This is a genomic window from Prauserella halophila (genome assembly GCF_024171895.1).
GTDB lineage: Bacteria > Actinomycetota > Actinomycetes > Mycobacteriales > Pseudonocardiaceae > Prauserella > Prauserella halophila.
Map to the genome: position 1 here is coordinate 305,982 of NZ_JAMTCQ010000012.1, position 24,268 is coordinate 330,249.

At 71.3% G+C, this 24,268-nt stretch carries 24 protein-coding genes; 18 read left to right on the plus strand and 6 right to left on the minus strand.

What is annotated here, in order from left to right; all coding sequences use genetic code 11:
- Nucleotides 1–2: 2 nt before the first annotated feature.
- Nucleotides 3–503 (plus strand): type III secretion system chaperone family protein, encoded by a 501-nt coding sequence (locus LY41_RS18600; RefSeq protein ID WP_372493320.1) that lies wholly within the window; start codon nt 3–5, stop codon nt 501–503.
- 686 nt (nt 504–1,189) lie between these two features.
- Entirely contained in the window at nt 1,190–1,939 is a 750-nt protein-coding gene (locus LY41_RS18605; protein WP_253865342.1) for a phosphoglyceromutase, read from the plus strand.
- 83 nt (nt 1,940–2,022) lie between these two features.
- Here the strand turns inward: LY41_RS18605 and LY41_RS18610 are convergent, their stop codons facing one another.
- On the minus strand, nt 2,023–2,334 hold the full coding sequence (locus LY41_RS18610; protein WP_253865344.1) for a plasmid mobilization protein: 312 nt from the start codon (nt 2,332–2,334) through the stop codon (nt 2,023–2,025).
- Nucleotides 2,327–2,638 carry a hypothetical protein gene (locus tag LY41_RS18615; RefSeq protein WP_253865345.1) on the minus strand — a complete coding sequence of 104 codons (312 nt, stop codon included), beginning with the start codon at nt 2,636–2,638 and terminating at the stop codon, nt 2,327–2,329. Before LY41_RS18615 ends, LY41_RS18610 begins: the two co-directional genes overlap by 8 nt.
- Nucleotides 2,639–3,013: 375 nt before the next feature.
- Here LY41_RS18615 and LY41_RS18620 point away from each other — a divergent pair, with 375 nt between their 5' ends.
- The 12 genes from LY41_RS18620 to LY41_RS18675 all read left to right on the plus strand — a co-directional run bounded on the left by LY41_RS18620 (nt 3,014) and on the right by LY41_RS18675 (nt 14,269).
- Nucleotides 3,014–4,339: a sensor histidine kinase gene (locus LY41_RS18620; protein WP_308292275.1), complete on the plus strand. Its 1,326-nt coding sequence runs from the start codon at nt 3,014–3,016 to the stop codon at nt 4,337–4,339.
- Nucleotides 4,336–5,028: a winged helix-turn-helix domain-containing protein gene (locus tag LY41_RS18625; RefSeq protein WP_253865349.1), complete on the plus strand. Its 693-nt coding sequence runs from the start codon at nt 4,336–4,338 to the stop codon at nt 5,026–5,028. The genes LY41_RS18620 and LY41_RS18625 overlap by 4 nt, the downstream gene beginning before the upstream one ends.
- A 27-nt stretch (nt 5,029–5,055) precedes the next feature.
- The gene (locus LY41_RS18630; RefSeq protein ID WP_253865350.1) at nt 5,056–6,024 is read left to right on the plus strand and encodes a Ppx/GppA family phosphatase; all 969 of its coding nucleotides are present in this window, start codon (nt 5,056–5,058) and stop codon (nt 6,022–6,024) included.
- 55 nt (nt 6,025–6,079) lie between these two features.
- Nucleotides 6,080–8,176 carry an Rv0497 family membrane protein gene (locus LY41_RS18635; protein WP_253865598.1) on the plus strand — a complete coding sequence of 699 codons (2,097 nt, stop codon included), beginning with the start codon at nt 6,080–6,082 and terminating at the stop codon, nt 8,174–8,176.
- 3 nt (nt 8,177–8,179) lie between these two features.
- Complete coding sequence (locus LY41_RS18640) at nt 8,180–8,965, plus strand: sugar phosphate isomerase/epimerase family protein (protein ID WP_253865351.1); 786 nt, start codon at nt 8,180–8,182, stop codon at nt 8,963–8,965.
- Between the two features lie 427 nt (nt 8,966–9,392).
- Nucleotides 9,393–9,548, plus strand: a complete 156-nt coding sequence (locus LY41_RS18645) for a hypothetical protein (RefSeq protein ID WP_253865352.1) — start codon at nt 9,393–9,395, stop codon at nt 9,546–9,548.
- Nucleotides 9,545–10,366, plus strand: coding sequence for a thioesterase family protein (locus LY41_RS18650; protein WP_253865354.1), 822 nt, complete (start codon nt 9,545–9,547; stop codon nt 10,364–10,366). The genes LY41_RS18645 and LY41_RS18650 overlap by 4 nt, the downstream gene beginning before the upstream one ends.
- 118 nt (nt 10,367–10,484) lie before the next feature.
- Nucleotides 10,485–11,291, plus strand: a complete 807-nt coding sequence (proC, locus tag LY41_RS18655) for a pyrroline-5-carboxylate reductase (protein WP_253865356.1) — start codon at nt 10,485–10,487, stop codon at nt 11,289–11,291.
- 146 nt (nt 11,292–11,437) lie between these two features.
- Nucleotides 11,438–11,653: a helix-turn-helix domain-containing protein gene (locus LY41_RS18660; RefSeq protein ID WP_253865357.1), complete on the plus strand. Its 216-nt coding sequence runs from the start codon at nt 11,438–11,440 to the stop codon at nt 11,651–11,653.
- Between the two features lie 206 nt (nt 11,654–11,859).
- Nucleotides 11,860–11,961 (plus strand): 30S ribosomal protein bS22, encoded by a 102-nt coding sequence (locus LY41_RS18665; protein ID WP_005453035.1) that lies wholly within the window; start codon nt 11,860–11,862, stop codon nt 11,959–11,961.
- A gap of 275 nt (nt 11,962–12,236) precedes the next feature.
- Entirely contained in the window at nt 12,237–13,271 is a 1,035-nt protein-coding gene (locus LY41_RS18670) for an NAD-dependent epimerase/dehydratase family protein (RefSeq protein ID WP_253865577.1), read from the plus strand.
- Nucleotides 13,268–14,269, plus strand: coding sequence for a lysophospholipid acyltransferase family protein (locus LY41_RS18675; protein ID WP_253865359.1), 1,002 nt, complete (start codon nt 13,268–13,270; stop codon nt 14,267–14,269). The genes LY41_RS18670 and LY41_RS18675 overlap by 4 nt, the downstream gene beginning before the upstream one ends.
- A 184-nt stretch (nt 14,270–14,453) precedes the next feature.
- Here the strand turns inward: LY41_RS18675 and LY41_RS18680 are convergent, their stop codons facing one another.
- The 3 genes from LY41_RS18680 to LY41_RS18690 all read right to left on the minus strand — a co-directional run bounded on the left by LY41_RS18680 (nt 14,454) and on the right by LY41_RS18690 (nt 17,981).
- On the minus strand, nt 14,454–15,563 hold the full coding sequence (locus LY41_RS18680) for an HAD family hydrolase (protein WP_253865361.1): 1,110 nt from the start codon (nt 15,561–15,563) through the stop codon (nt 14,454–14,456).
- 86 nt (nt 15,564–15,649) lie between these two features.
- Nucleotides 15,650–17,086, minus strand: coding sequence for a DUF5667 domain-containing protein (locus LY41_RS18685; protein WP_253865363.1), 1,437 nt, complete (start codon nt 17,084–17,086; stop codon nt 15,650–15,652).
- Between the two features lie 235 nt (nt 17,087–17,321).
- Nucleotides 17,322–17,981 (minus strand): sigma-70 family RNA polymerase sigma factor, encoded by a 660-nt coding sequence (locus LY41_RS18690; protein ID WP_253865365.1) that lies wholly within the window; start codon nt 17,979–17,981, stop codon nt 17,322–17,324.
- A 203-nt stretch (nt 17,982–18,184) separates the two neighbouring features.
- Here LY41_RS18690 and LY41_RS18695 point away from each other — a divergent pair, with 203 nt between their 5' ends.
- On the plus strand, nt 18,185–19,897 hold the full coding sequence (locus LY41_RS18695) for an AMP-binding protein (protein WP_253865366.1): 1,713 nt from the start codon (nt 18,185–18,187) through the stop codon (nt 19,895–19,897).
- Between the two features lie 217 nt (nt 19,898–20,114).
- Here the strand turns inward: LY41_RS18695 and LY41_RS18700 are convergent, their stop codons facing one another.
- Nucleotides 20,115–20,348 carry a glutaredoxin family protein gene (locus LY41_RS18700; RefSeq protein WP_253865367.1) on the minus strand — a complete coding sequence of 78 codons (234 nt, stop codon included), beginning with the start codon at nt 20,346–20,348 and terminating at the stop codon, nt 20,115–20,117.
- A 113-nt stretch (nt 20,349–20,461) separates the two neighbouring features.
- On the opposite strand from LY41_RS18700, the gene LY41_RS18705 reads away from it, so the two are divergent.
- The 3 genes from LY41_RS18705 to LY41_RS18715 all read left to right on the plus strand — a co-directional run bounded on the left by LY41_RS18705 (nt 20,462) and on the right by LY41_RS18715 (nt 23,651).
- Nucleotides 20,462–21,160: a YqeB family protein gene (locus LY41_RS18705; RefSeq protein WP_253865368.1), complete on the plus strand. Its 699-nt coding sequence runs from the start codon at nt 20,462–20,464 to the stop codon at nt 21,158–21,160.
- 77 nt (nt 21,161–21,237) lie between these two features.
- The gene (locus LY41_RS18710) at nt 21,238–21,609 is read left to right on the plus strand and encodes an arsenate reductase family protein (protein ID WP_253865370.1); all 372 of its coding nucleotides are present in this window, start codon (nt 21,238–21,240) and stop codon (nt 21,607–21,609) included.
- A 323-nt stretch (nt 21,610–21,932) separates the two neighbouring features.
- On the plus strand, nt 21,933–23,651 hold the full coding sequence (locus LY41_RS18715) for a molybdopterin-dependent oxidoreductase (protein ID WP_253865371.1): 1,719 nt from the start codon (nt 21,933–21,935) through the stop codon (nt 23,649–23,651).
- The last annotated feature ends 617 nt before the right edge of the window (nt 23,652–24,268 follow it).

Sequence of the window (24,268 nt, forward strand, 5' to 3'; positions counted from 1 at the left end):
CGATCGTGCATTCGGCGCTCGAGGCCTCCGAGGTGCCGTACGACCGGCGCGGCGACGGCGTGTACTTCGTGACCCTGCCGGGGGTGAAGAAGCTGCAGACGAACGCCTGGCTGGTGGTGCGCGAACATTCGCTGGCCGTGGAGGCGTTCGTGTGCCGTCGTCCGGACGAGGCCTGCGAGGACGTCTACCGGTTCCTGCTGCGGCGCAACGCCAAGCTGTACGGCGTGGCCTACACGCTGGATTCGGCGGGTGACATCTACCTGGTGGGCCGCCTGGGGCTGGACACCGTGTCGGCCGACGAGGTCGACACGGTGCTGGGGCAGGTCCTGGAAGCGGCGGACGGCGATTTCAACACCCTGTTGGAGCTGGGGTTCGCGAGCTCGATCCGCAGGGAGTGGGACTGGCGGGTGCGCCGCGGCGAGTCGCTGGCCAATCTGCAGGCGTTCAAGCATCTGGTGGAGCCGGCCGCGGCGCATGAGCCGGGCACGCTGACCGACGACTGACTGTGAGGATTCCTTCGGCACCCTGATGGTGGGCTGTGGGCTGGTGACCGCGTTCGGCTGCCGAGCCCGCCGGGCGGAGCCCGTCCGGTCCTGTCCCGCGGAGCCCGTCCGGCGGAGCCCCGCGATGCGAGACACGCCTGCCTGAATGCAGAACACACGGGGCCGAGTGCAGAACCCGCGGGCCTGAATGCAGGACACGCGGGCCGCGAGCAGACTTCTCCCAGGTGGTCGACGGGGCGGCTCGAGGGAGGGGGGAGTCGCGAACTCGAGCCGCCCCGTGGACCTTCCCGCCTGTTCGGACCCGGTGACGAGGGGGATGCCAACGGGGCCGGCGGGCCGCAGCTCGGCAGGGGGAGACGAGCTGCGATCTGTTTCCCGCGTTGCTCGACCCGGGGAGTGCGTGGTTCCGGGTCGTGCGGGCTCAAGTGTCAACTTGTCAGACTCGGCACCGTAATCACAAGACTACTGGCTACTCTATTCGAGTGAATTTTATCGACAGGTTGAACACACTACGACCCAGCTGGCGCGGTTGAGCTGTAGGCAGAAGCCCCGATCGAGAGTTTCGTTCGCTTGGTCCGCGCGTTGATGAAACTCTCTGTATAAGTCGTGCTAGTGCGTGCCAGCCCACTAGCGCAGTGGCCGACGTCGCGCTACTCGATTCGGCGGAACATGGCACGCTGAGGAACATGGCCGAACTTGGGACACTGGTGCTGCTGCGTCACGGGCAGAGCACATGGAACGCGGAAAACCTGTTCACCGGCTGGGTCGACGTGCCGTTGTCCGACCAGGGTGAGGACGAGGCCAAGCGCGGCGGGCAGCTGCTCGCCGAGGCCGGGCTCCTGCCGGACGTGGTGCACACGTCGCTGCTGCGCAGGGCAATCTCGACGGCCGACATCGCGCTGGACGCGGCCGACCGGCACTGGATCGACGTCCGCCGCAGCTGGCGGCTCAACGAGCGTCACTACGGCGCGCTGCAGGGCAAGAACAAGAAGGAGATCGCCGACGAGTTCGGCGACGAGCAGTTCATGCTGTGGCGCCGCTCGTACGACACGCCCCCGCCGGAGATCGAGCGGGGCAGCACGTTCAGCCAGGACGCCGACCCGCGTTACCAGGGCATCGACGGTGAGCTGCCGCTGACCGAGTGCCTCAAGGACGTCGTGGCGCGGCTGCTGCCGTACTGGGACAGCTCGATCGTGCCCGACCTGCGAGCGGGCAAGAACGTGCTGGTCGCGGCACACGGCAACTCGCTGCGCGCGCTGGTCAAGCACCTCGACGGTGTCTCCGAGGACGACATCGCCGGACTGAACATCCCGACGGGCATCCCGCTGCGCTACGACCTCGACGCCGAGCTCGAGCCCACCAACCCCGGGGGCACCTACCTGGATCCGGAGACGGCCGAGAAGGCGGCCGCCGCGGTCGCCAGCCAGGGCCGCTGAGGCCGTACCACCGCAAACCGACGTAGGGGCCGCTTCCCGACCGGGAGGCGGCCCCTACGTGTGTCCACGGCAGGCGGAGGCGGCTACGCCGTTCGCTGGAAGACCTCGCGTTCGAGCCGTGCCAGCCGCTCCGCGACGGTGCCGCCCGAGCCTTCCCGTTCGGCCTGCAGGCGGTCCAGCGCCCAGATGCGGATGAGTGTCGACACCGGGAGTTTCGCGTCGTCGGCTGCCTGCTGGAGCCGGTCGTGTTCCTCCGTGGAGAGACGCACCGACACGACGGCCGGACGGCCGAGGTTGGGGCGGCTCACCTCGACGTGGTCGGGCGTGGTGCCCGATGCGTCGTACTGTTCCGCCGCCGCGCCTTCGTCGGTCAGCAACTTGTCGATCTCACTCATCGTCGACCTCCACGTATGTCCGCCGATCGCTCTGATTGGAAAACCACGCGTTCGTACCCCACCAGTCACCGTCCGGGTGTTCGTCATCGCCGACCACGGGGCTGACGAGGATCACCGTGGGGATCGATCCGGCCGTCACCGAGTATCCGACGACTCGAACCGAGCGGCCGCTCCTGCTTGCCGGGTCAGGGCGTTGCCATACCGCGTACGCGTCTTGCACCGCCTCATCCGCCCAGGACGTTTCGATCGCGTGTCGCTTCCGGACGTAGTCGGCTCTCTTGCTCCAGTCGACACCTTTGGCCATATCTACATTGTAGTGCTTTGTATGACAACTGCTCAGTCCCGTCGGCATCGTTGTGTGCCGAGGTGGCCAGGCGACGTCACGCGGCAGCGCGCCGATGAGGGGTGGTGACCGGGTGATGGGTGGGAGCAACACGGTCCCCGGAATCCGCAACACGGGCTCCGGAATCCGCAACACGGGCCCTGGAATCCGCAACACGGGCCCTGGAATCCGCAACACGGGTGCCGCCGCGCAGGGTGCGGGAAACGGGGTTCGGGGTACGGCAGGTGAACTGGATCTTGCCTGGTGGCGAACACGTGGCCCGTGAGTGTCAGGCCCGTCACCGCACGGCCGTCGAGACCGGGACAACCGCCCGGGCGAATGCTTACGATGCCAACCGTGACGGCGTCCGGATCGGTCCTGCTGGCCACTGCCGCGCTGGTGGTCGGCATCGCTGTCGGTTTCTTCTTCTTCCGCACCCGCGGCCGGGACGTTCCCGAGCCGGCAGGCCCCACGGCCGCCGAGTTGCTGCTGCGTTCGGTGCGGTCGTCGGAGACCGGCGTGGTGATGCTCAATCGCTTCGGTGACCTGGTGTTGCACAATGCGCGCGCCGAGGAACTCGGTCTGCTGCGCGGCAACCAGGTCGACGGCCGGGTGCGGGACGCCGCGCAGCGGGTCGTCGACGCCGGCGAGGCGCTCGAGGTCGACATCTCGCCCGACGAGGTCCGCGGCAGGCAGCCGGAGGCGGTCGCGGCGCTCCTGCGGCCGCTGGGCGACGGCTTCACGATCGTGGAGGCCGTGGATCACTCGGACGCGGCCCGACTGGAGGCGACACGACGTGACTTCGTGGCCAACGTCAGCCACGAGCTCAAGACCCCGGTCGGCGCGATCGCCCTGCTCGCGGAGGCCGTGCTCGATGCGGACAGCGCCGAGGAGGCGCGCCGGTTCAGCGAGAAGATCCTCCGCGAGTCCAACCGCCTCGGCAAGCTCGTCACGGAGCTGATCGCGCTGTCCCGCCTGCAGGGTGCGGAGAAGCTGCCGGAGATGACGGTCGTCGACGTCGACGGGGTCGTCGCCGAGACGCTGTCGCGCACCAAACTCGCCGCCGAGACCGCCGACATCACGGTCACGACCGACGGCCCCAGCGGCCTCGAAGTGGACGGCGATCGCACGCTGCTGGTCACGGCGTTGTCGAACCTGCTCGACAACGCGATCTCCTACTCGCGGCAGTCGAGCCCGGTGTCGATCAGCCGCAGGCTCACCGACGGCTGCGTCGAACTGGCGGTCACCGATCGCGGCCTCGGCATCGCGCCCGACGAGCAGCAGCGCGTGTTCGAGCGGTTCTACCGCGCCGACAAGGCCCGTTCCCGCGCGACCGGCGGTACCGGCCTCGGCCTGGCGATCGTCAAGCACGTCGCCGCCAACCACGGCGGTGAGGTGCGGCTGTGGAGCAGGCCGGGCGTCGGGTCGACGTTCACGCTGCGCATCCCCGCGCGGGAGGGCGTGACCGGCACTGACGCGGCCGACACTGTCGACGCTGCCGACGCAGCCGACACTGCCACGTCCGAGGCCGACGGCACCGATGGCACCGACGGCGTTCCGGCCACGAGCACGAGCACGAGCACCGCGACCGAGACCGCGGACCAGCGCAGCGACGACCCGGCAGGGCAGCCGCTGGTCCCCAGCGTGCGGGAACGCACCCAACCGGGAGGAACAACGCAGTGACCAGGGTTCTGATCGTCGAGGACGAGGAGTCGTTCGCCGACCCGATGGCCTTCATGCTCCGCAAGGAAGGCTTCACCGCCGCCCTCGCGACGACCGGCCAGCAGGCGCTCGAGGAGTTCGACCGCAACGGTGCCGATCTCGTGCTGCTCGACCTCATGCTCCCCGGCATGAGCGGCACGGACGTCTGCAAGCAGCTGCGTGCGCGTTCGGCGGTCCCGGTGATCATGGTGACCGCACGCGACAGCGAGATCGACAAGGTGGTGGGCCTCGAGCTCGGCGCGGACGACTACATCACCAAGCCGTACGCCGCCCGTGAGCTGATCGCGCGGATCCGTGCCGTGCTGCGCCGGGGTGGCGATGCTCCGGCGGCGGAGCCGGACGCGGCGCCGCTCGTGCTGTCGGCGGGCCCGGTGCGGATGGACGTCGAACGGCATGTGGTGACGGTCGGCACCGAGGAGATCTCGCTGCCGCTGAAGGAGTTCGACCTGCTCGAGTACCTGCTCCGCAACGCAGGGCGAGTCCTGACGCGCAGCCAGCTCATCGACCGCGTGTGGGGCGCCGACTACGTGGGCGACACGAAGACACTCGACGTCCACGTCAAACGCCTCCGGTCGAAGCTCGAACCGGACCCCGGACAGCCGCAGTACCTGGTCACGGTTCGTGGTCTCGGTTACAAGTTCGAGGCCTGAACCGCAGGCCCGGTACCGTGGGTAACTGTGCGCCTAGGGGTTCTTGACGTCGGTTCCAACACCGTCCATCTGCTCGTCGTCGACGCGCACCGTGGTGGGCACCCCACACCGATGCATTCGGAGAAGACGGTGCTGCGGCTGGCCGAGCAGCTCAACACCCGCGGTGAGCTCACGAAACAGGGCATCTCCAGCCTGGTCGACGCGGTCGAGCAGGCCAAGGTCTCCGCCGAGCGGTGGGGGTGCGAGGACGTGATGGCGTTCGCGACCTCCGCCGTACGCGAGGCCAGCAACACCGACGGCGTCCTCGCCACGGTGGCCGATTCCACGGGCGTCGAGCTGCAGGTGCTCACGGGTGAGGACGAGGCGAAGCTGACGTTCCTCGCGGCCCGCCGCTGGTTCGGCTGGTCGGCCGGGAACTTGCTGGTGCTCGACATCGGCGGCGGTTCGCTCGAGGTGGCGATGGGTATCGACGAACGCCCGGACCTCGCCGAATCGCTGCCGTTCGGCGCGGGCCGCATCACGCGGACGCGATTCTCGAACGACCCGCCGAACCGCTCGGAGATCATTGCGACGACGGCGTGGCTCGACGACGCGCTGTCCGGTTTGGCGGAGCGCATCCGCGACGTGGGGGAACCGGATCGGGTGGTTGCGACGTCGAAAACGTTCCGGTCGCTGGCGCGGCTCACCGGTGCGGCGCCCTCGTCGGCGGGGCCGCGGGTGGTCCGCACCCTGACCGACACCGGGCTCCGGCAGCTGCTCTCGTTCATCACGCGCATGTCGTCCGATGACGTGGCAGAGCTGGAGGGAGTCAGCGGGAGCAGGGCACATCAGCTGGTCGGGGGTGCGCTCGTGGCGGAGGCCACGATGCGGGCACTGTCGCTCGAGCGGTTGGAGATCTGCCCGTGGGCGCTGCGGGAAGGCGTGATTTTGCGCAGGCTGGACCTTTCCAACGGCGAGGACCAGACTGCGCTTGCGACCGGTCGGGGCCGGGGATGAGGCGCGTTCGGGCCACACTGGACGCAGACGATTGGCGACGGGCACGGTGGAAGGGATGACTCGAGACAGCGACGGCGATCGGCAGCAGAAGACCGTTGCCGAACTGCTCGCCCAACACGGCGGACAAGCCGCCGGCGCCGCACCGCGCCGGCGGCGGCGTCGCGCTGCCGACGACACCGGTGAGCAGCCGAGCATCACGGACACGGCCCCGCAGGCCATCATCGAGCGCGTGCGTTCGGAGGACGGGCCGGACGAGTCGTCCGCACCGCCGGCGAACGGCGCTCAACCGGGCGGTCCTCACCCGAACGGTGCCGCACCGAACGGTGCTCGTCCGGGCGCCGGCCCCGATGGTGCCGCGCCGAACGGTGCTCCCGCGAACGGTGCCGCACCGAACGGCTCTGCCACGAACAGCGCTGCGCCGAACAGCGCGCCCGGCGGCGTGCACCCCGACGCAGGCCCTCCCGCCGCAGGCCCGCCGCCCGCCGCAGGTGGTCCCGGTCCCGCTCCGGGCCGGCCGCCGCAGCCGGGCCCGCGCGGTCCCAGGAAGAACTCGGACGGCTTCGCCACGCCGCCACAGGCAGGACCCGCGCCGCAGCAGGGACAAGCGCCGCAGCCGGGACAAGCGCCGCAGCCGGGACAAGCGCCGCAGCCGGGACAAGCGCCGCAGCCGGGACAGGCGCCGCAATCGGGACAGACCCAGCCGCAGCCAAGACAGGCGCCGCATGCGCCGTCCCCGCAGTCGCAGGTGCCGCCGGAGGCGCCGACGCGCGGTGGCGTGCCGCCGGTGCCACCCGCGGGCGGGGCCGCGCCGGCGCCGCAGCAGTCGTCGGGCGGTTTCTTCTTCTCGCCGCAGAACGAGCCGTCGCAGAACGAGCCGCAGAACGAGGTGCCGCAGAACGAGGTGCCGCCCGAGACCGGTCCGGACGGTGCCGAGGCGCCCGGCGAGGCTGCCGCGCATCCTGCGCCGCCCTCTCCGGCACCCGCTCAGCCGCCTCGCCGGCGCCGCCCGTGGCGGCCGGGCAGCCGGCCGGCCGAGCCCGAATCGAACACCGAACAGTTTCCGGCGGTGGCCGACGGCAACGCGAACGAACGTGGAGCGCAGCGATCCTCCTCGGGACCCGTGCGGGGTGACGAACCGCCGGCCGGACTGGCGAACTGGCGCCGTAAGCGGCGGCAGGCCCCGGTGCGCGACAAGCAGCGTGCCGAGCAGGACACCGAGGTCGGCGTGACGCCGGTCGTCCCGCCGGAACACGCCGACCCCGCCACGCCGGACGGGTACCAGCAGGCCGGAGCAGACGCCGGAAGTGCGGCGGGCGCCGCCGCTCCCGCGCGGCACGACGACCCGGACGAAGGACCCCCGACGGGCTATTTCGCCCCGGACTTCGACGACGATGACGACGATGACGGCCACGTGCCGCAGCAGGCGGGCGGGCAGGCCGCGCAGGCGTCGGGAATCGGCGCGGCCCTCGGCGGCGCGCCGCAGGCGGAGGCATCGCAGGCAGGTGCGGCGCAGGCAGGTACGGCCGACACCCGTGGTGGTTACGACACCGGCCTCGAGGAGTCCGCAGGTTACGAGCACGGGTACGCGGGCGAGTACGACGGCTATGACGCCTACGCCGACGAATACGGCGAATACGCCGGCTACGACGAGGCGGCCTACGACGGTTACGCCTACGACGATGCGGCCTACGCCGAGGACTACGACGATCCTTACGACGACGGCTACGAGGACGACGGCTACGACGACCGCTACGAGGACGACCGCTACGACGAGTTCTACGACGACGAACTCTACGACGACCCGTACGCCTACGACGACGGGTACGACGACGAGGACCTCGTCGCGGGCCGTTCGCCGGAGCTCGGCGACGAGCCGGCCGGCGAGCCGTCACCGGCGAAGCAGTGGCTCGCGCTCGGCGCCCAGCTCACGGGCGGTGTCGCGGGTGGTGCGGCCGTGTGGCTCGGGTTCAACTGGCTGTGGGGTCAGCTGCCTGCCGCTGCGCTCGTCGCCGCGCTGGTCGTGACCGTGGGGCTGGTGCTGATCGTGCGCAAGGTCCGCCGTGCCGACGATCTGCAGACCACGGTGCTCGCTGTCCTTGTCGGACTCGTCGTGACGGTCTCGCCCGCCGCGCTGCTGCTGGTGACGAAGTAGCGCGTGATCCCCGTCGGACTGTCCACGGCGTCGGTATGGCCGCTCCGTGCGCGTGCCGGGTTCGAACTGGCCCGGACGCTGGGCTTCGACGGCGTCGAGGTGATGGTCTGGGCCGATCCGGAGAGCCAGGACGTCGCCGCGCTGCGGCGCCACAGCACGGCGACGGGTATGCCGGTGCTGGCGGTGCACTCGCCGTGCCTGCTGATCACCCAGCGCGTGTGGTCGCCGGATCCGGTGGTGCGGCTGCGGCGGTCGGTCGAGGCGGCCGTCGAGCTGGAGGCTCCGACCGTGGTGGTGCATCCGCCGTTTCGCTGGCAGCGGCGCTACGCCGAGGCCTTCGCCGGCCTCGTCGCCGAGCTCGAGTTCTCGAGCGGCGTGCGGATCGCCGTGGAGAACATGTTCCCGGTGCGCACGCCGCGCGGTCGGGAGGTGTCGGCGTTCCGTCCGTCCGTCGACCCGACCGAGGTCGGGCACGCCCACTACACGCTGGACCTGTCGCACACGGCGACGGCGGGCATGGACGCGCTGGCGCTCTCGAAGCGGATGGGCGACCGCCTCACGCACGTCCACATGGGAGACGGCACCGGGGTGGCGAAGGACGAGCACCTGTTGCCCGGCCGCGGCACGCAGCCGTGCGCAGAGCTGCTGGAAGGCCTCGGCACGGACGGTTTCGATGCCCGCGGTGGGCAGGTCGTCCTCGAGGTGAACACGCGCAGCGCCCGCACCGAGGATCAGCGCGCCAAGATGCTCAGCGAAGCGCTCCTGTTCACCCGCCTGCACCTGGGTTGAGGTCCGCGGCCGCGGCCGCGGCCGCGGCCGCGGTCACGGGTGCGGCCACGGCCACGGTCACGGGTGCGGTCGTCCGCGGTGATCGCCGGCAGGTTCCGGCGGCGTGTCGTGTGCCACTCCGGTTTCGGGTCGTCGTCACCCGTGATGCGCAGTGTGAGTGCGCCACCGGCCGTTATCAAGATCAACTTGTCCTTGGGCGGGGGTGTCGCGCGCAGTGACCATCCGTATCGTTTTCGATGTGATGCTGCGTGCACGTGGTGTGAACACATTGCTCGAATCGGGTGCCCGCAACGCTTGTGGTGGGCACCACCGCCCGGCTCTGCCTATTCTTCGCGGGTACGGGAGTCGGTACGGCTGTACCAAGGGGGTCTCGGCCGCCGGTTTCCGCACACCGGCCCTGCGAGTGTCGGAGGGGGAAGGGGAGAAGGTGCGCGTCGATAGCCGTTCGGCGGTGGTCGGTGCCGGTCTCGGGACGACCGGGCTCGCAGCGGCCCGTGCCGCGGTGGCCCGTGTCGTGGGGGCCGGTGCCGTGGTGTCCCGTGCCGTGGTGTCCGGTGTCGCGTCGGCGGCCGGCCGTCCGTGAGTACCCCCGAGACGGCCGCGGAGTTCGGCGCGGCGTGCGGCGCACGTTCCCTCGGCGACGGGACGTTCACCGCCGACCTGCGGCAGGAATGGGCCGTCGGTGCGCATCCGCACGGCGGTTTCCTCCTGGCGCTGTTGGCGAAGGCGGCGCTGGATGCAGTCCGCGAAACGGGCGAACCAGCCATCGATCCGCTCGTCGTCAGTGCGGAGTTCATGCGCCCGCCCGCGATCGGCCCGGTGCTGCTGCGTACCGATGTCCGCAAGGTCGGCAGGCGCGCCACCGTTGTGGCGGTCACGCTCGAACAGCGCGGGCGCAGTTGCGTCGAGGCGCGGGTCACCGCCGGGCGGCTTCCTGTGCGCAGGCCCGACTGGAACGACGCCCCGTCCGCGCCGGCCGAACCCCCGGCAGGGTGCGTCGCGCTCGACGGCAACGACCCCGAAGGCGTGTTCCATCTCGCGCAGGGGTGCGACGTGCGCATCGACCCGGCCACGGCGGGATACCTCGCGGGCCGCACGGGCGATCCGCCGCGGCTGCGGCTGTGGGTGCGGCCGCGCGGCGGCGTGGCCGATCCGTACTTCGCGCTGCTGGCCGGTGACATCAACCCGCCCGTGGTGCTGAACCTCGGCCGGGCGGGCTGGGCGCCGACCGCCCAGCTGACGGCACTGATCCGCACCCGTCCCGCTCCCGGCTGGCTGCGGGTGCACGTCGAGAGCCGCTCGGTCCACGAAGGCTGGTTCGACTCCGACGCCCTCGTCGTCGACTCGCAGAACCGCATCGTGTGCCAGGCCCGCCAACTCGCCCTGGCCCCGCTGGGCTGACGCGGCCCGCCTGCCCGGCCGCCACCCCTCACGGAGGCGCTCCGCGCCGCTGGCCCGCCCGCCTGCCCGGCCACCACCCCTCACGGAGGCGCTTCGCGCCGCTGCCTAGCCTTGAACCATGACTGTTGCGGTGCTGGGAGCCGGGAAGATCGGCGAGGCGTTGTTGTCCGGACTGCTGGATGCCGGGTACGACGCCGGCGACCTGCTGTTCACCGAGCGTCATCCGGAGCGGGCCGCGGAACTGACCGACCGTTACGGAGTGGCGGGCGTGGAGGTCGCCGAAGCGGCCAAGCGCGCCGATGTGCTGGTCGTGTCCGTCAAACCGCAGGACATCGAACCGGTGCTGGACGAGCTGGCCGGTCTCATCGGCCCCGGCTCGCTGGTCGTGTCGATGTGCGCGGGCCTGCCGACCTCGCTGTTCGAGCGCCGGTTGCCGGCCGGGACACCCGTCGTCCGCGTCATGCCGAACACGCCGATGCTCGTCGGCGCGGCCATGAGTGCCGTCTCGCCCGGCAAGCACGCCACCGACGAGCAGCTGCAGACCGTCGAGCGGCTGCTGTCGTCGGTCGGCAAGGTCGTCGTGCTGCCGGAGGCGCAGCAGGACGCCGTCACGGCGCTGTCCGGCTCCGGACCGGCCTACTTCTACTACCTCGTCGAAGCGATGATCGACGCCGGCATCCTGCTCGGCGTGCCCCGCGCCGTGGCGCAGCAGTTGATCGTCCAGGCGGCCGTCGGTGCGGGAAAGATGCTCGACGAGGGGGGCGAGCATCCCGTGATGCTGCGCGAGAACGTCACCTCACCGGGTGGAACGACCATCAATGGCATTCGCGAACTCGAGAAGCACGGTGTGCGTGCAGCCCTGCTCGACGCCATCGAATCGGCCCGTGATCGCTCCGTCGAGTTGGGCAGGGCTCACGAGGAGTAACCCACTCGCATGGACCGTCGCCTCGACGGCCGTCGCATCCGCCACACCAGTCCCGCTACCCTCGTATTAGCACGTACGTGTCGAAGCCACACGGAGGGGAAGCCGCGTGGCGTGACACGTGCCCGAAACGGGACACGGTGAGACCTATGCCGGCGAAAGGTAACGACGACCTGCCAGGACCACGGCAGGTCCAGTTCTTGACGGTCGCTGAGGTGGCGTCGCTGATGCGAGTCTCCAAGATGACCGTCTACCGCTTAGTGCATTCGGGGGAGCTTCCGGCGGTTCGCGTCGGCAAGTCGTTCCGGGTGCCGGAACAAGCTGTCCACGACTATCTGGACAACGCGTACTTCGACGCCGGCTGACCCTCTCCGAGGACCGGCTCGAAAACCCGCGGTGAGCCCCGGGTAACCTGGTAGGCCGTGCGCGTGGTCGTCCCACGCACGAGTCACGTTCTGCGGCACCCGCCGCGGAGAGGTGTGGCCTGTGCAGGCCGCCGCGATGTCGTCGCGGTGACCGCGTTCGTGTGCCGCCCGCGCATCGTCACGATCGATCGGTTGAAGGAGTTCCTGTGGGCTCGGTCATCAAGAAGCGCCGGAAGCGTATGTCCAAGAAGAAGCACCGCAAGCTTCTGCGCCGCACGCGCGTCCAGCGTCGCAAGCAGGGCAAGTAAGCCCGGGGACTCCGCGCCCGCGCGTCCGCCGGTTCACCCGGACGGACGCGCGGTGTGCCGGTGGTGCACCCGACAACGGCACCACTTGAAGCGGCACCTCCCGAAGCGGCACCTCCCGAAGCGAACGCGAGCCCGACCGGATCGGTCGGGCTCGTAAATTGCCTGTAAGCGGCCTCTGCGGCGGAACACGCAGCGCGTACGATCAGTGACGACGCCGGGTTTCCGAGCGTCAGCGCCTGCCGTACCCAGGGGGTTCGATGCCGCCGATGCCGCCGATGCCGCCCACCAATGTTCTTGTGACCGGCGTTGCCGGAGAACTGGGCAGCAGGCTGCTCGCGCGGCTGGGTAACAACCCGGACCTGGAACGCGTCATCGGCGTCGACACCTCACCGCCCCGCGCGGAGATCCTCCGCAGGGCCGGTCACGCCGAGTTCGTGCGTGCCGATATTCGCAACCCGCTGATCGCGAAGATCATCAGCTCGGCGAAGGTCGACACGGTCGTCCACGCCTCCACCCACGCGCATCCCGCGGGCCCCACGCGGCGCGTGGCGGTCAAAGAGGTCAACGTCATCGGCACGATGCGGCTGCTCGCCGCGTGCCAGAAGTCGCCGCTCGTGCGCAAGCTCGTCGTCAAGTCCTCGGCCGCGGTCTACGGTGCGGGTGCCCGATCGCCCGCCGTGTTCAGCGAGGACACCGAACTCGGCCCGACGTCGCCGTCCGGCTACGCCAAGGACGCGGTCGAGATGGAGGGCTACGTCCGCGGGTTGATGCGCCGCAGGCCCGACCTCACCGTGACGATGGGCCGGTTCGCCAACATCGTCGGCCCCGACGTCGACACCGTGTTCACGCGTTACTTCGCGCTGCCCGTCGTGCCGACCGTTCTCGGTTTCGACCCGCGCCTGCAGGTGCTGCACTCGTCCGACGCGTTGGCCGCGCTCGAGCTCGCCACGCTCGAAGACCGGCCCGGCGTGTACAACGTCGCCGCCGACGGCGTGCTCACGCTGGGACAGGCCATCCGCCGTGCGGGCAAGGTCGAACTGCCGCTGCCGCGCACCGCGCTGCCCTCGGTCGGGAAGGTCCTGCGCAGCGCCCGCATCGTCGACTTCTCCGCCGATCAGGTCAGCCTGCTGAACTTCGGCCGCGTCGTCGACACCACCCGGCTCGAGAAGGACTTCGGGTACACGCCCGGCTGGAGCACCCGCGACGCGTTCGACGACTACCTCACCGGACGTGGTATCCGCCCCGTCGTCGACGGCGAGCGGCTTGCGGCGGCGTTCCCGGACGCAGGCGGCAGGAGGGAACGGGAATGAGGAGCGACTCGTCGGCGCAGGTCATCCGACTGCGCCGGGACGAATCACCCGGTGGCGATCGGGATCATGCAGCGGAGGTCGAGCACGGCGGTGGTGCCGACCGGGACGCGTCCGTCGTCGAGCTGCCCACGCCACCCGCCTCCGGCACGGGTGCGGCAGACCCGCACGAGCCGCTCGACCGGTTGCTTACCTTCCTGCGGAACCGCCTGACCGGTGATTACACCGTCGACGAGTTCGGGTTCGACCCCGAGCTGACCGATGCGCTCGTGCTGCCGCCGCTGAAGCTGCTGTACGAGAAGTGGTTCCGGGTCGCCGCCGTCGGCGCCGGGAACCTGCCGGCCGACGGAGGCGCGCTGCTCGTCGCCAACCACTCCGGCGTGCTGCCGATCGACTCGGTCATGACCGCGCTCGCCGTCCACGAACAGCATCCGCAGCGGCGTCACCTGCGCATGCTCGGCGCCGACCTCGTGTTCAGAACGCCGGTGCTCGGCACGCTCGCGCGGAAGTCGGGGCAGACCCTGGCGTGCAATCCCGACGCCGAGCGACTGCTGCGCGCGGGTGAGCTCGTCGGCGTGTGGCCCGAAGGGTTCAAGGGCGTCGGCAAACCGTTCTCGGCCCGGTACAAGCTGCAGCGATTCGGGCGCGGCGGGTTCGCGTCGGCGGCGATGCGGACCGGAGTGCCGATCATCCCGGTCTCCGTCGTCGGAGCCGAGGAGATCTATCCGAAGATCGGCGACATCAAGCCCCTCGCTCGGCTGCTCGGCCTGCCGTACTTCCCCGTGACCCCGTTCTTCCCGCTGCTCGGCCCGCTCGGTGCGGTGCCGTTGCCGACGAAGTGGACGATCGAGTTCGGCGAGCCCATCTCCACCGGTGACTACGGCCCCGAGGCCGCCGACGACCCGATGCGCGTGTTCAACCTCAACGACCAGGTACGCGAGAGCATCCAGCAGATGCTCTACCGGCGCCTCGCCCGCCGCCGGAACGTCTTCAGCGGCTGACCACCCTCGGAAGCCTCCCGGCGATGCCTTGAGTGCCCCGAAGGGCACCTTCGGGGCTCCCGCCCGCCAGCCCGACCACCACCCCTCATCGGCACGCTGGCGCGCGGCTGTTTTTGATGCCAAGGTGCCCTTCGGGGCACAACCCCTGTCGGAGTGATGGTCATCGGGTGTGACGGGGTGGTGGTCAGCGGCGGCGGTGTGCGACGGCACCCGCGACCGCGCCGGCGACCGCTCCCGCGCCGAGGACCGACGGGACGCCGATCTTCGCGGCCTTGCGGCCCGTGCGGAAATCGCGGATCTCCCAGCCGCGGGCGCGCGCCGTGTCACGCAGCTCGGCATCCGGATTGACCGCCACCGCCGTGCCGGCCACCGACAGCATCGGCACGTCGTTCTGCGAGTCCGAGTACGCGGTGCACCGACGCAGGTTCAGGCCTTCACGCGCGGCCAGCGCACGCACCGCGTGCGCCTTCGCCCGGCCGTGCAGCAGGTCCCCGACCAGCCTTCCCGTGTACACACCGTCGACGCTCTCGGCGACCGTGCCCAGTGCACCCGTCAGCCCGAGGCGCCGCGCGATGATCGCCGCCAGCTCGACGGGCGTCGCCGTGACCAGCCAGACGCGCTGGCCGGCATCCAGGTGCATCTGCGCCAGCGCGCGGGTTCCCGCCCAGATCTTGTCGGCCATGAGCTCGTCGTAGATCTCTTCGCCGACGTCGTTCAGCTGCTCGACCGTGGCCCCGGCGACGAACGACAGTCCCTGCTCACGGATACCGTCGACGTTGCCTTCCTTGCCGCCGACGCGGAACCGCAGCTGCTGCATCGCGAACCCGGCGAGGTCGGACGCCGTGAAGTACTTCCGCGAGGCCAGGCCGCGGGCGAAGTGGAAGATCGAGGCACCGACCATCATGGTGTTGTCGACGTCGAAGAACGCCGCAGCGGTCAGGTCCGGCGGCGCAGGCGGGGGAGCCTCGTCGACCTCGGCGGCGTCGGCGCCGGACGGCTGGGCGGTGCCGGGTTCGCCCGCCTGCCCGATCGTGCCGGTGTCCAGCGGCTCGGCGACGGCCGTACCGGCTCCCGCCGTGCCGCCGCCCTCTGCGGTCCCGCCCTCTGCCGTGCCGCCGTCTGCGGTGCCGTCTTGCGCCGCGTTGTCCGGCTGTGCCGCGCCGTCGGCCTGTGCCGCTTCGGCCCCCATCGCCACGGCAGCGTCGGCCGACGCCTCACCTGCCAGGGCAGCGAGCCGTTCGCGTTCCTGTTTCTTACTGCGGGCCCGCCACAGCGCCACGCACACCGCCTCCACGGTCGAATCCGGCCTTCACCTGGCTGTGCACTGAAGTAGTCAGGATAACGGGTGGTCGCGGAGTGCTTTCCGGTGCTCACCCCGGGCTATGGCACCACTCCTCCCAGCCCCTCGATCAGGGTCGTCAGGGTCAGGCGGCCGTCCTGCTCGCCCGAGCCGTCGGGCAGCCGGGGCCCGGTCGGCGGCTCCGGCGCGGCGCCGCCGACCTCGGGTGCCGCTGCCGGTTCGGGCGGCGTCCAGCGCGGCGTGGCCTGCACCGGATCGTCGTCGGTACGGACGCTCGCCGGAAGGTCCGATGCCAGCGTGACGGTTCCGCCGGGCCGAACGGTGCCGTCGGGTCCGGCGTGGGTGGGCCCGGTGCCGTCTCCGCCACCGTCCGGCCCGGCGGAGGAGGTGTCGTCGTCTGCGAGGATGTCGCGGTTCGGCCGGGGGCCGGCGGACTGCGCTGAGCCGGGTTCGCGCGTGCCTGCCGCGGTGCAGGTTCCGCGCGCGGGCAGCACGCCGAGGTCGTCGGCACCGCCCGAGGTGATCGTCACGCACGACATGCGTTCGTCGAGTGCGCCCGCTCGCTGCTCGATACGCCAGAGCAGCCGCTGTCCGTCGGCGGCACCGGGCAGCAGGGTGAGACGTGACGTCTGGGTGGCGGCCCACTCGCGCAGCCGGCCGAGCTCGTTGCCGCCGGAGGTCGTGGCGAGATTCGTCAGCGTGGTGACGGCGGAGCGCGTGTCGTCGGTGAAGTCGGCGAGACCCCTGTCCAGGGCCTTGTCGTCGAGGGAGCCGTCGCCTGCCAGTGACCGCAGCTCGCCGATCCGGTCGGAGGCGTACCCGAGCTGCCGCAACGCGCGGTCCTCGTCGTCGAAGGTGAGGGCCAGCGACACGTCCTCACGCAGCTGCTTCAGGCCGTAGAAGGATTCGCCGGGTCTGGCGTCGTCGGAGGCGGTGAGTGCCGTTGCCGCCGCGCCGAGGAGCACGGCCGCCCCCGCGGCGACGGCTCCCGCGGTGACGGCGGGTACGCGACGCCTGCGCGAGTTCCTGCTGCCTGTGTGGCTGCTGCCTGCGTGGTTGCTGCCTGCGTCCTCGCTGTCCGCGTGGCGGTTGTCGGCGTGGCCGCTGAGCGCCGGTTGCGGTGCGTCCTGCTCCGGTGAACCGTGCTCGGGCTGCCGCGGGTCGGGGGCGCCGGCGAGTCGCCGGTCCGGCACCGGGTCGGTATCGACGGCGAGGACCCGGTCGGTGATGCGGATGCGGGCCGCGAGCGTGAGGGAGCCGTCACGGTCGCTGCCCAAGGCTTCACTGCCGAAGGCGTCGGTGTCGTGTGGGGCGGTGTCGTGGTGGGCGGTGTCGTGGTGGGTGGTGCCCTGTTCGCCGAGGGTGCGCAGCGCGGCGACGACGGCGAGCTCGTCGGCGAACTCGCCGCTGTGGTCGGCTTCCTCGGTCTCGACGGCGCGTGCGAAGCGTTCGTCCGCGTCACCGGTGCCGCGGGATCGCCGCGCGCGGAGTGACCGCGGGATTCGTGGAGGCTCCACGGTGGCAACGCCTCCCGGCTTGCCGGCGCGGGGCCGGCCTGGACGTCTCGATGTGTCTGCCGGGACAACGACGTCGGCGCCGCGGCGGTTACGGGGTGTCCACCCCGCGGGTGGCGTGCGTTACAGCGTGTGGTCAGCAGTCGGCGGCGATCGGTCGGCAGGCGGGGGAGGTGCCGCAGGCAGGCGGGCGGTGCCGCAGGCGGCAGGGCCGCAGCGAGGGCACGCCCTCGACAGCTCAGAGCAGCGTGTCGGGCAGCAGCTTCGCCAGCCTGCGGACGGCGCGGTGCTGCAGCGCCTTCACGGCGCCCTCGCCCCGCTCCATGATCTGGGCGGTCTCGGCCACCGAGAAGCCCTGGATGAACCGCAGGATGATGCATTCGCGCTGGTCGTCGCCGAGGTCGCTGATGCAGCGGAGTAGTTCGTCGTTGGTGTTGCGGCTGATCACCTGCTGCTCCGGTCCCGGTGTGCCCGCTGCGCCCGCCACCGCGGCGCCGGGCGTCGTGGGGTCGGCAACCTCGTCGGTGACGACCTCGAGCCGGAACCGGCTCGACTTCACGTGGTCGAGCACCAGGTTACGGGCGATCGTGGTGAACCAGGCGCCGACGTCGCGGCCCTGGTAGCTGATCGACGTGATCCGCCGCAGGGCGCGCAGGAACGTCTCGCTCGTGACATCCTCGGCCAGGTGACGATCACTCACCCGGAGGAGGACGTAGCGGTACACGCCGTCGACGTAGCGGTCGTAGAGCTTGCCGAACGCCGCCCGGTCGCCGCTCTGTGCGGCGTGCACGAGGTCCCAGCCCTCGGCTGCGGGATCGGGTGCCGCGGGCTCGGGATCGGGTACGGCGTACAGCGGGGCGCGTGCTGGACCAGCAGCAACAGCGATTGGCAGGCTCATCGTGTTGCACCTCCTCCGGGGCCGTTCCCGGACATTCGCGTGATCTGGAGTGATCACCGCCACTACGTCGTCACGGGAGCATACGCGTAGCTACCGCCTAGTAGGTAGTGGTGTCATCGTTGCAATCGGGAGACGGTGATGTTCGGCCGCTATGACGCGTGCCTTCGGCGGGCACTCTGGGCGGGGGACGAGGAGGTTCGTGGATGGCAGGGAGCACCGAGGAACCGGGGGAGAACGTCGCCGACCTCGTCGCGGCCGCGGCGCGGCAGCGGCCGGACGCCGACGGGATCATCGACCCGGCCTCGACGGCCACGCTGACCTGGACCGACGTCGACGCCGCCGTCAACGTGTTCGCGCGCCGCCTGTCCGACGCCGACGTGCGCCCCGGCGACCGCGTCGGTCTGCGGCTGCCGACCTGCGCCGAACTCGTCATCGGCCTGTTCGCCGTGTTCCGGGCCGGAGCGATCGCCGTCCCGCTCTCACCCACCGCCCCGGACGCCGAAGCCCGCGAACGGCTCACCGACTGCGGCGCCCGGCTCCTCGTCGCCCACGCCGGCCTCGGCGACGTGCCTGCCCTCGCACCGGACCTCGGTCGCCCCGGCGACGTCGCAGCCGACGGCCCTGCGGGCGACCCCGCCGCAGCCGACCCCGCCGCAGCCGACCCCGCCGCAGCCGACCCCGCCGCAGCCGACCCCGACGCAGCCGACCCCGCCGCAGCCGACCCCGACGCAGCCGGTCCCGACGGGCACGGCGCCGAGGTGCCGGCGGTCGCCGAGTCCCGGCCGCCGCAGCCCGTGGAGCCGAGTGGCTCGCAGCCCGTTGCGCCGCGAGCGAGCGGGGAGGACATCGCCGCGATCGTCTACACCTCCGGCACGAGCGGCCCCGCGCGCGGCGTGCTGCTGTCGCACCGGGCGCTGCTGGCGAACGTGCGCCAGCTTGCCGCCGTCATGCCCACCGGGGACGGACCCGATCGCACGCTGCTCGCCGTCCCGCTACACCACATCTACGGCCTCGGCCCCGGACTGCTCGTGCCGACGGCGACCGCGGCGACCGTCGTGCTCGCCCAGCGGTTCGACGCACGGGACACGCTGCACGCCTGCCGCACCCACGCGATCAGCGTCGTCGTGGGGGTACCCGCGATGTACGCCGACCTCGCGAGCAGCCCCGCGGGAGAACTCGCCGACGCGGCGGCCACGGTCGAGACCTTCCTGTCCGGTGCCGCGCCGCTGCACCCGCGCGTACTGAACGCGATCACCGACGCCACCGGACAGGCCGTCTACGAGGGGTACGGCCTCACCGAAGCCGCACCCGTCGTCACGTCGACGCTGGTCACCGGCCAGGCGAAGGCGGGTTCGGTCGGCAGGGCACTGCCGGGTGTCGAACTGCGCCTCGTCGACAGTGACGGTTCCCCGGCGCATGCCCCGCTCGATCCCGCCGACCCCGACGACGCGTTCGGCGACGACATCGGTCTCACCGGGCTCGTCGCCGTCCGCGGCGCCAACCTGTTCAGCGGCTACTGGCCCGACGGCGCCCACGGCCCGGATGCCGACGGCTGGTACCGCACCGGCGACGTCGGCTACCTCGACACCGACGGCGACCTGCACCTCGTCGACCGCGCCAACGACCTGATCATCGTCAACGGGTTCAACGTCTACCCGCGTGAGATCGAGGACGTCGTGTTGACGCTGCCCGAAGTCGCCGAGGTCGCGGTCGTGGGCGTGCTCGACGAGCGCGCCGGCGAGTCCGTACGCGCCGTCGTGCGGCCCGAGCCCGGGGCGGCGCTGTCGGAGCAGCAGGTCATCGACGTCTGCGCGGCCCGGCTGGCCCGGTACAAGGTGCCGTCGACCGTGGAGCTCGTCGACGAACTCCCGCACACCGCGGTCGGCAAACTCCGCCGGGTGCAGCTCCGCACGTAACCCGCCGTGTTGCAGGTTCCGGGGCCCGTGTTGCGGATTCGGGGGCCCGTGTTGCGTTTTCCGGGGCCCGTGTTGCGGATCCCGGTAGGCGTTCGCGTGTCCTGCACTCAGCCACGCGTGTTCTGCGCCCGCCCGTCGCCCGGCCGCCACCCCTCAGGGACGCGCAGGGCGTGACTGTGCTGCCACGCGTGTCCTGCACTCGGACACCCGGCGTACGTCAGCTCAGGGCCGTGCGGAGCCGAGCTTCCTCGACCTGCCAGTACCCGTGTTCGTCGCCGTCGACCAGCAGCACCGGGACGCGATCGCCGTACTCGGCCTGGTGCTCGGGGTCGGTGTCGACGTCGACGGCCGACCACGTCGCGCCGAGCTCCCCGCAGATCCGGGCGACGTCGGCCTCGGCGATCTCGCACGCGTGGCATCCGGCGCGCGTCATGACGGTGACGTGATGCATGCACCCATCATCGCTCCCGCCTGCCGCCCCACCGCCGCCCCACTGCCGGCCCGGCGAACGTCCACCGCCGGCCGCGATCTCGCGATGCGGGACGATCTGGCATCCTTCCGCGCGTGACCAGCGAATCCGCAGACGGCTCCAGCACCGGCATCCGCATCCCGGCAGCGATTCCGGCGCTCGTGATCGCGGTGCCGGTCGTGGTGGGTGCGCTGCTCGGATTCGCCGGCGGACCGTTGCTGGGCGGCCTGGCGAACCTGCTGGAAGGAACGCCGATCGGAGCGCCGGGGTGGCTGCACCTGCTCGGTGATCTGCCGCAGGGTTGGTCGGTGGCGGTCATGACGGGACTCGGCGTGGTCGTCGGGGTCGTGCTGACGCTGTTCACGTTTCATGAGGCGCTGTCCCTGCGGGTGCTCGACGATCATGTCGAGTCCCGGGTCGAGGGGCGCGAAGCCTGGACCGAACGCGCCACGACGACGGCGGTCTTCCGCGACCGCGCGACGCTCGTGTTCCTGAGGCGGGACGCCGCGCCGGTGCGCCTGCCGGGAGCCCAGGACCTGCGGGAACGCGACCTGCGCGCCGCGTTCGAGCGGCACTCCTGGCCGTGGCGGGACGGTGATCCGCACGCGGACGAGTACGAACGCTGGGTCGACGGCAGCCCCGCATTCACCGCCGGCGAACACACCTTGTTGCGCCGCCGGTTCGACGCGGGCAAGGACGACACGGCGCGGATCGAGGCCGACGACGCCCTGTTCGGCGCCGGACTCGTCGCCAGGACCGACAAGAAACGGCTCCACGTGCGCCGTGTGTCCTGACGCCGAGTCGACCTCGCCGCCTGCTGCGGCTGGCTAACCTCGCGGCAGTACCCGGGTTGCGACCACGAGAGGCAGCGATGGAGATCTGGATCAACCCCGCCTGTTCGAAGTGCAGGACCGCCCTCGGCCTACTCGACGCCGAGGGCGCCGAGTACACGGTGCGCAAGTACCTCGAGGACGTGCCCACGGCCGACGAGATCCGCGACGTCCTCGACCGGCTCGGCCTCGAACCGTGGGACATCACCCGCACGCAGGAGCAGATCGCGAAGGACCTCGTCCTCAAGGACCGCACCGAATGGCCCCGTGACGACTCCGGGCGGGAGAAGTGGATCGCCGCGCTGGCCGAACATCCGAAGTTGATCCAGCGGCCGATCATCACCGCCGACGACGGCACCGCCGTGATAGCCCGCACCGACGACGCCGTCCGCGACGCCCTCACCCGCGGCTGAACGCAGAACACGCGGGAAGGTGCCGCCGCGCGTCGGCGTGTCGGTGAGGGGTGGCGGCCGGGCGACGGGTGAGCGCAGAACACGCGAGAGGGTGCGGTCGCGCGTCGGCGTGTCGATGAGGGGTGGCGGTCGGGCGACGGGTGGGCGCAGAACACGCGGTGCTGAGTGCAGGACACGCGAACCCGCAACACGGGCTCCGGAAGGTGCAACACGGGCTCCGGAATCTGCAACACGGGTGGTGGCGGGTTTCGGCAGGGGAGCGTAAGGGAGTCGTAAGGCCCTGACCTGGTCACACGCGCCGGTTTCAGGGTCACGATGGAGGCATGGCACCGACGAACGACCCGTCGCAGAAACCCCCGCAGCCCGCAACGGCGGCCCGGCGGGTGCCGAGAGCGCGGCTCGTGATCGCAGCCGTCGTGGCGCTCGCCGCGGCGTTGGCGGCCGGGCACCTGGTGGCGGCGTTCGCCGGTCCGCAGGCGTCGCCGTTGCTGGCTGTCGGCAACGCGGCGATCGACCTGACGCCGTCGTGGCTGAAGGACTTCGCGATCGCGACCTTCGGCACGGCCGACAAGATCGCACTCCTCGTGGGCATGGGTGCCACGCTCGTCGGGCTGGCCGTCGCCGCGGCGCTGGCATCACGGCGCAGCCCGGCGCCCGGCACGGTGCTGATCGCCGTCGTCGGCGTCGTGGGGCTCGTCGCCGTGGTGACGCGCCCGGACGTCGGCAGGCTCGCCGCGCTCGCACCCCTCGCGAGTCTCGTCGCGGGCGTGGCGACGTGGCTGCTGCTGCACCGGCGCGCCCTGCCGTCGACCACCGGCCCGGCCACCGGCCCGGCCACGGCCACCGGGACGGCGACCGGCTCGGCGTCCCACCCCGCGGACCCGGAACCGGCCGACACCCACCTGTCCACCGACGCCGACCTGTCCACCGGCACCTCGACGCCCCCGCCCGACACCGGTACCTCGACGAGCCCGCCCGGCAGGCGGCGGTTCCTCGTCACGGCGGGCGGTGCCGCTGCGATCGCCGGCGTGGCCGGACTGGCGGGCGGCGTCGTCGGCGGGGCACGCGATGCGGCCTCCTCCCGCGCGTCGGCCCCGCCGTTGCGTGCCCGCCGCGCGCCGGCACCGCCGCACGACGCGGACTTCGCGAAGCTCGGCACGCCGACGTTCCTCACCCCGAACGACGCCTTCTACCGCATCGACACGGCCCTGTCCGTGCCGCAGGTACCCGCCGAGGACTGGCGGCTGCGCATCCACGGCATGGTCGACCGTGAGCTCGAGCTCACCTACGACGACGTGCGCCGCCGCGGCCTGATCGAACGGCAGCTCACGTTGTGCTGCGTGTCCAACCAGGTCGGCGGGGAGCTGATCTCCACGGCGACGTTCACCGGCGTCGATCTGGGCGATCTGCTCCGCGACGCCGGCGTCGGCGCCGGTGCCCAGCAACTGCTTTCGTCGAGCTCGGACGGCTGGACCTGCGGAACTCCCATCGACGTGCTGCTCGAACGCGACCGGGGCGCCATGCTCGCGCTCGGCATGAACGGCGAACCGCTGCCGCTCGAGCACGGTTTCCCGGCGCGGCTCGTCGTGCCGGGCCTGTACGGGTACGTGTCGGCGACGAAGTGGGTCACCGACCTCGAGGTGACGACGTGGAATGCGCGCCGGGCGTACTGGCTCGACCGCGGATGGGCCCGCGAGGCGCCGGTGAAGACGCAATCGCGCATCGACCGGCCGTCGGCGAACGCCACGATGCCCGCCGGGCGCGTGATCGCCGCCGGGATCGCGTGGGCCCAGCACACGGGCGTGGCCAAGGTGGAGGTGCGGCTGGACGGCGGCAGCTGGCAGGAGGCGACCCTGTCGGCCGACGTCTCCGACGACACGTGGCGCATGTGGCACCTCGCGCTCGACGTCGACCGTCCCGGCAACCACCGGATCGCCTGCCGTGCGACCGACAAGTCCGGGTACACGCAGACCTCCGAGCGCACGGGCGTGCTGCCCGACGGTGCGACCGGCCACCACACGATCACGTTCACCACGGAGTAGCCCGCGCGACCGCCCCGATGAGAGGTGGCACTTCGGCGACGGGCGGGAGCAACACGGGCGACGGGCGGGTGCGACACGGCGGGCTGGGTGCAGGACACGCATGCCTGAGTGCAGGACATGCGGGGAGGTGCCATCGCGCGTCGGGCCGTCGGCGACGACTCGGAAATGACAGGACTCGGAAATGACAGTGCGTCAGGAAAACCGGGGTTGGGGCGCAGGTCAACGCGCTTACCTGCTGCTTTGTGCACGCGTTCACAAATGAACTACCGTGTTCTCCGCGCCGGTGACGCGCCGTGCATCGAACACGGTCGCCGCCTGCTGGTCAAGGGTTGTCTCGAAATTTCGATGACGGGAGTCGGAGCGTGATGGCACAGCGGGGCCGGCGGAATATCGCCTCCTCCGTACGCGGCCTGGCCCGCTCGCGCCGCGCGGGCAAATCCGCCCCGAAAACCGACCCGAAATCCGAATCCGCGGCCGACGACTCCGCGTCCGGTGATGCCGCGTTCGGCAGTGCCGAGCCCGGCGGTGTCGCGTCCGGCGGTGCGGTGGTCGACGTCACCGTGCCCGGCAGTGGCGTGTCGTCCGGGGCCGACGACACCGCGGAGGGGGACACTGCG